Origin of the sequence: Streptomyces rishiriensis (genome assembly GCF_003112535.1) — a bacterium.
GTDB classification, from domain to species: Bacteria; Actinomycetota; Actinomycetes; order Streptomycetales; family Streptomycetaceae; genus Streptomyces; species Streptomyces rishiriensis.
This window is the reverse complement of sequence record NZ_BEWA01000001.1, coordinates 144888-150887: the sequence shown is the minus strand read 5'-3', so window position 1 is coordinate 150887 and position 6000 is coordinate 144888. Positions and strand designations below refer to the sequence as shown.

General features: G+C 73.9%; 6 protein-coding genes. 5 read left to right on the top strand and 1 reads right to left on the bottom strand.

Annotated elements, in window-relative coordinates; all coding sequences use genetic code 11:
* On the bottom strand, window positions 1-626 hold a 626-nt coding region (locus Sri02f_RS00695), incomplete at its 3' end, for a ScbA/BarX family gamma-butyrolactone biosynthesis protein (protein WP_281261875.1).
* A gap of 288 nt (window positions 627-914) precedes the next feature.
* Between Sri02f_RS00695 and Sri02f_RS00690 the strand changes: the two genes are divergently transcribed.
* The 5 genes from Sri02f_RS00690 to Sri02f_RS00665 all read left to right on the top strand — a co-directional run bounded on the left by Sri02f_RS00690 (window position 915) and on the right by Sri02f_RS00665 (window position 5775).
* Window positions 915-1580, top strand: a complete 666-nt coding sequence (locus Sri02f_RS00690; protein ID WP_245970249.1) for a ScbR family autoregulator-binding transcription factor — start codon at window positions 915-917, stop codon at window positions 1578-1580.
* Window positions 1581-2239: 659 nt separating this feature from the next.
* Window positions 2240-2938, top strand: coding sequence for a haloacid dehalogenase-like hydrolase (locus Sri02f_RS00680; protein ID WP_108999107.1), 699 nt, complete (start codon window positions 2240-2242; stop codon window positions 2936-2938).
* A 181-nt stretch (window positions 2939-3119) separates the two neighbouring features.
* Window positions 3120-3854 (top strand): SDR family NAD(P)-dependent oxidoreductase, encoded by a 735-nt coding sequence (locus Sri02f_RS00675; protein ID WP_245970327.1) that lies wholly within the window; start codon window positions 3120-3122, stop codon window positions 3852-3854.
* Window positions 3855-4017: 163 nt separating this feature from the next.
* Window positions 4018-4617 carry a TetR family transcriptional regulator gene (locus tag Sri02f_RS00670; protein ID WP_245970246.1) on the top strand — a complete coding sequence of 200 codons (600 nt, stop codon included), beginning with the start codon at window positions 4018-4020 and terminating at the stop codon, window positions 4615-4617.
* Between the two features lie 237 nt (window positions 4618-4854).
* The gene (locus Sri02f_RS00665) at window positions 4855-5775 is read left to right on the top strand and encodes a LysR family transcriptional regulator (RefSeq protein WP_108999105.1); all 921 of its coding nucleotides are present in this window, start codon (window positions 4855-4857) and stop codon (window positions 5773-5775) included.
* Window positions 5776-6000 lie beyond the last annotated feature (225 nt).

The following is a 6000-nucleotide window of genomic DNA, read 5'->3' as shown; positions in this document are numbered from 1 at the left end:
TGGGGGGTGTGGGCGGGGGTGAGGACGACGTCGCGGGTGTGGGTGCGGGCGACGTGGGCGGGGTGGGTGGCGGGGGGGAGGGGGAGGGCGTGTCGTGCGGCGTGTGCGGGGTCGGCGTAGGGGCCGCGCAGGCGTGGGTAGACGGCGGGGGAGAGGTTGCGGAATCTGGTGTGGGCCATGCCGAGGGGGCGGCCGTCGATGTAGAGGTCGGCCTGCAGGCGCAGTGAGGCCAGCCGGCCGGCGCGGCGGAGGGTCTCGGTGCAGGTGACGTGCAGGTCGATGTCGGCGTCGTTGCCGGTGAAGGTCAGGGCGGCGGGGTCGAGTTCGTAGTGCAGGCTGGTCCATGACTGGCGGTGGCCGAAGGGGACGGCGTAGGCGAGGTGGCTGAGCAGCGGCACGCTCTGGCGGACCGACTCGGCGACGAGCAGCGGGTCGTGGAAGCCGCCCTTGGGCCCGTAGAAGGGGTGCCGTGAGGGCCAGCGGGCGGTGATGTGGAAGCGGTCGGGTCCGGCCGGGGACAGTCCGGTCAGCAGGACCTCCGAGGCGGCGGCCTTGTGCACGTACTCGCGGGGAACGCGGGTGGCCGGCGGACGCTTGGTGACGCGTGCCGGGGCTGTCACGGTCATGTTGATCCCCCCCAGGGATGTGGTCGGCCTGGTGTGTTTGGCGCGGTGGACGTGTCGGCATCAATATAGAGAGCGCTCGTTTTGTTTTTCTGTCATGTACGGGTAAAGATGAGGGTATGAGTAGGTCAAGGGTGTCGCCGTGAGGGTGGACGGAACGGGTGTTTTCCGGCTGGCTGGCGGGAGTTTCCTCGGCATCGGGCAGGTTCGGGGGCGGGGGCCGATACCGTAAAGAGTGTTCGGTTTCGCTAGGAGGTACTGGTGGTTCGTCAACTCAGGCAGGAACGGGGAGTGCAGACTCGGAGGCAGTTGCTCCGGGCGGCGGCGGAGGTGTTCGACGAGTCCGGTTTCGCCGGGGCGAGCATCAAGGACATCCTTCAGCAGGCCGAGCTCACGGCCGGGGCGCTGTACTTCCATTTCGAGTCGAAGGAGGCGCTGGCCCGGGCGGTGATGAACGCGCAGCCCGATTCGATAGTGCCGTGGCTGGAGTCGGAGGGGCTGCAGCGGCTCGTGGACATCACCCTGGTCTGGTCCCAGCAGCTGAGGACGGATCCGCTGCTGCGGGCGGGCGTGCGGCTGACCACCGAGCAGGGTGCGTTCGGTCTGCGGGACGCCAAGCCGTACCGCGACTGGGGTGCGATCATGGCCGGCTGTCTGCGCGTGGCGGCCGAGAGGGGGGAGCTGCAGGCGGGCGTCGACCCGGAGGAGCTCGCCGAGTTCGTCGTCGAGGCGTGTACGGGCATGCAGACCTATTCCGCGGTGGCGAGCGAGGGGCGGGCGGACCTGGGCGACCGGGTGGTACGGATGTGGCGGCTGCTGCTCGCGGGCATCGCCGTGCCGACCGTCATCGCCCACACCGAAGTGAGCCAGGCGCGGGCGAGGGAGCTGTTGCGGGCCGCCTCCGCCGCGGCCTCCGCTTCGGCGGGCTCCCGCGAGGGCGCCGGCATGCAGGACTGACCGCGGACGCCGGCCGGACGCCGGTCACGCACGCGCACAGCACACAACCCACAGCACACAGCACACAGCCACACGACCCACAGCACACGACCCACAGCACGCTGCCGGCCGCGTGCTGCCGGCAGCACGCGACCCACAGCACACAACCGGCAGCATGCGGCCGGCAGCACGCGACCCACAGCACACAACCGGCAGCGCACGACCCGGCAGCACGCGAACCGGCGGCACGCGGCCGGCAGCACGCGACCCACAGCACACAACCGGCAGCACGCGAACCGGCAGCGCACGACCCGGCAGCACGCGGCCGGCGGCGGCACGCGAACCGGCGGCACGCGGTCGTCGGCACGCGGTCGGCAGCGCATGGCTGACAGCAGTGCGGCCGGCCGCGGCTGGCAGCGCGCGGCTGGCGGCGGTGCGGCCGGCCGCGGGTGAGCGACCGCGGTGTCCGGCCGTGGGTGTCCGGCCGTGGGTGAGTGGCCGTGGGTGTCCGGCCGTGGGTGAGTGGCCGTGGGTGTCCGGCCGTGGGTGTCCGGTCGGGGCGCCGGTGGGTGCGGCGTGTGTCGTGCCGGCCGGGCCTGTCGGGCCTGTCGGGCCTGTCGGCGCCGGCGCCGGCGGGGGTGGGGAGACAGTGCGGGAAATCCATCGGGAGGGGAGAGGACATGGTTCAGGGTCTGGGGCATCTGCGCCTGTGCGCGGTCAACATCGACGGCGTCATGCTGGAGGACTCCTTCAGTCCGGTCATCCACGATTTTCTGGTGAGCCGCGGCTGCGTCTATACGGCCGAGGTCGAGCGGAGCATCTTCTCGCGGCCGCGTTCGGTGGCGGGCCGGCTGCTCGCCGAGGCGGTCGGGGGGTCCATGACCGGGGAGGAGGCGCTCGAGGCGTATTTCGAGGAGCGTGCGCGTCATGTGGCCGCGCACCCGGTGCGGGTGAGCGAGGGGGCGATCGAGCTGGTGCGCAGGCTGCGGCGGCTGGGTCTGCGCACGGTCTGCTACGGAGGTCTCGACCGGAGCCACTTCGAGGCGTTCCTGGGTGAGCACGCCGATCTGTTCGACGGTCCCGGTTACCTCTGCACCGACGCGTTCCGGCCGGGTCTGCGCGAGATCGCCGCCGGGTCCTTCGCTGTGCGCCACGACCGGGTGCTCGTGATCGACGATGTGGCGACGGTCGCGGAGGCGGCCAGGTCGCTGGGGATGGCCTTCATCGGTCATCCCAGCCGTTTCGAGCACAGCTTCCAGCGGCAGCTGATGGGCGAGGCGGGCGTGCGCCATCTGGTCGGCTCGCTGCACGCCGTGGACGAGGAGCTGCTGCGGTCGGTGGACGCCGAGGCCGCCGCCGGCACGGTGTGGCCGCTCTGAGCGCTCTGAGCGGTCTGAGTGCTCTGAGCGGTCTGAGCGGTCTGAGCGGTCTGCGCCGCGGGCAGGATCGACGGGCCGGCCGGTGCGCGATGCGCGGCGGGCGACGGCGTGACACGGACGCGACTGAGAAGGGGGAGTAGCGGTGGGAGACGAGCACAGGCTGCTGAGCGGCAAGGTGGCCATGATCACCGGGGCGTCGAGCGGGATCGGCGCGGCCGCCGCCCGGCTGTTCGCCGAGGAGGGGGCGGCGGTCGTCCTGATGGCCCGCCGTGCGCAGCGGCTGGCCGAGCTGGTGGAGGGCATCCGCGGCGGCGGCGGGCGGGCCGTGGCCGTGGCGGGCGACGTGAGGGTGGAGGGCGACGTCGCGCGCGCCGTGGGGGCGGCGCTGGACGCCTTCGGCACGCTGGACGCGGCCTTCAACAACGCCGGGTACGGCACGGCGGGAGTCCCGCTCCACGAGATGGACGCGCAGACCTACGAGCGGACCATGGACGTCAACGTGCGGGGGGTGTGGAACTGCCTGTCCCACCAGATACCGGCGATGCTGGGCTCCGGGCGCGGCGGGGCGGTGGTGAACACCTCCAGCGTCGCGGGCCTGAAGGCCACCGGGGCCTCGGCCGCCTACGTCGCCTCCAAGCACGCGGTGATCGGCCTGACGCGGGCGGCGGCCTACGACTACGGCCGGCGCGGCATCCGCGTCAACGCGCTCGTCGTGGGCGCCACCCGCTCCGAGATGATGGACGGCGTCATCGCGCAGCTGCCGGAGCTGGAGGAGGTCTTCCTCGCCGACTCGCTGCAGCACAGGATGTCGCGGCCCGAGGAGGTGGCGCAGGCCGCGGCCTGGCTGTGCAGCGAGCGTTCGTCGTTCGTCACGGGTTCCGCCCTGGCCGTCGACGGCGGCTCGACCGCCGTGTAGCGCGCGCGGGCGCGGCGCGGCGCCCGCCCGCGTGACCTCCCCTGGGCCGTTGCCGGCGTTGTCTCGAAGCAAAGCATAGAGAACGATCGTTTTGCTAAATTGGCATCGCGGACGGCCGGGGACCGCTCCCGGCCGTCCGGCCGTGACCAGGAGGAGGACAGGCATGAGGCAGCAGGAGCGGGCGCTGCGCACCCGCGCCCGGATCGTGCGGGCGGCGGCGCTGGAGATGGACAGGCTGGGCTACGAGGGGGCGCGGCTGTCGCGGGTCTCGCAGGCCGCCGGCGCCTCCATGGGGGCGGTGACCTTTCATTTCCCGACCAAGCGGGCGCTGGCCGAGGCGGTGCGGGAAGAGGGCGTGGCGGGCGTCGCCGCCGTGGTGGACCGGGCGGTCGAGGCCGGCGCCCCGCGGCTGCGCGCCGTGGCCGACCTGACCGTCGCGCTCGCGTCCCTGCTGGAGCGGGACGTCGCCGCCCGGGCGGCCGCGCGGGTCGCCCGGGAGCAGCCGGACGTGATGGAGCCGTGGTCGGGCTCCTGGCTGCCGGCCGTGCTCGACCTGCTGAGCCGTGCCCGGGCGGACGGCCAGCTGCGGCCCGAGCACTGTCCGCACACGCTCGCCGCCCTGGTCGTGTACCTGCTCGCCGGCGCGGAGTGGGAGATCCGCACGGGCGCCGGCGCGCCGGCCGGCGGCGCCGGGAGCGCCGCCGAGCGGCTGGAGCGGATCTGGCGGCTGGTCCTGCGCGGCGCCGCGCAGGGAGGCCCGTGAAGCCCCCCTCGCCTCCCCGCCCCCGCCCCCCGGATGCGGTAGCTGTCCTTCCACCCTAGAAAAACATAGCGAGCGTTCTGTACTTTATCTGGTGTCGTCGGCATCGGCGCGGTGCGGCGTACCCGCGGCATCAGATTCAGTCACCAGACACGGAGCAGATGGAGGATCGGCGTGATTCGATTCCGCATACGGGTCCGCGCGCTCGCCGCGTCCGGCGCGGTGCAGGGGGGCTGAGGGATGAACATCAAGCACCTCAGCGCGTTCCTGACGGTGGCGGACGCCCGCAGCTTCACGCAGGCGGCCCGCATCCTGGGGCTGGCCCAGCCGACCGTGACCGCCCGGATCAAGTCCCTGGAACAGACGCTGGACACGCCGCTGCTGCTGCGTACGGCCTCCGGGGCCAGCCTGACCCCGGCCGGCCGGCGGCTGCACCGCTACGCGCGCCGCATCGTGCAGCTGAGCGAGCTGGCCCAGCAGTCCGTGTGCGGCCCCGGCGACGCCCCGGACGCCCTGGTGGTCGGGGCCGCCGAATGCATCGTCACCTACCGCCTGGTCCCGCTCATCGAGTACCTGCACCTGCGCCACCGGCAGCTCGAGCTGTCGCTGCGGGCGCTGGACGGCGACCCGGTGCGGCTGGTGCGCGAGGAGCAGATCGACTGCGCGTTCTTCATCGGCCCGCGCACGGCGGCCGCCGACGTGAACCATCTCGTGCTGCGCCCGGAGGGCCTGAGCCTGGTGGCGCACCCCGAGCACCCGCTGGCCGGCCGGCCGGTCCGCTCCGCCGCCGACCTCGCCCCCCACACGGTGGCCTGCGCCAGCCGGGAGAGCGGATACCAGCGGGCCCTGGAGGGGGCGCTGGCCGAGGCGGGCGCCGTCGCCCGCGGGATCCTCGTCCTCGGCTCGGTCGACGCGGTCAAGCGCAGCGTGGGCGAGGGCATCGGCATGGCGCTGCTGCCCACCGTCGCGGTCGCCGAGGAGCTGCGGCTCGGGCAGCTGCGGCGCGTGGAGTGGCGGCCGCCCTTCACCGTGTACTCGCAGTGCCTCTGGCGCCGCGGCCTCGACGACGACCCGGTGTTCCGCACGGTGCTCGGCACGGCCCGGCAGGTGCTGGCCGAGTCGGACGCGGCCGCCGGGCCGGCGCTGCAGGCGGTCTGCTGATTGTGCGGACGCGGCCGGCCGCCCGCGCGGGGGAGCCGCGCCCCGGGAGGCCGCGCGCGGACGGTCCGGCGCGCGCCGCGCGCGGGCGGACGGCGCGGGCAGGCAACGCGCAGGGCGCCGGTGGGCGGCGCTGCGGCGGCGGGCGGCGCGTGCCGCACGGGGGACGCGGCTGCGGGGTGCGTCGGCACGCGCCGGCGGCCGGTCTCCCGTGCGGGGAGCCCGGCC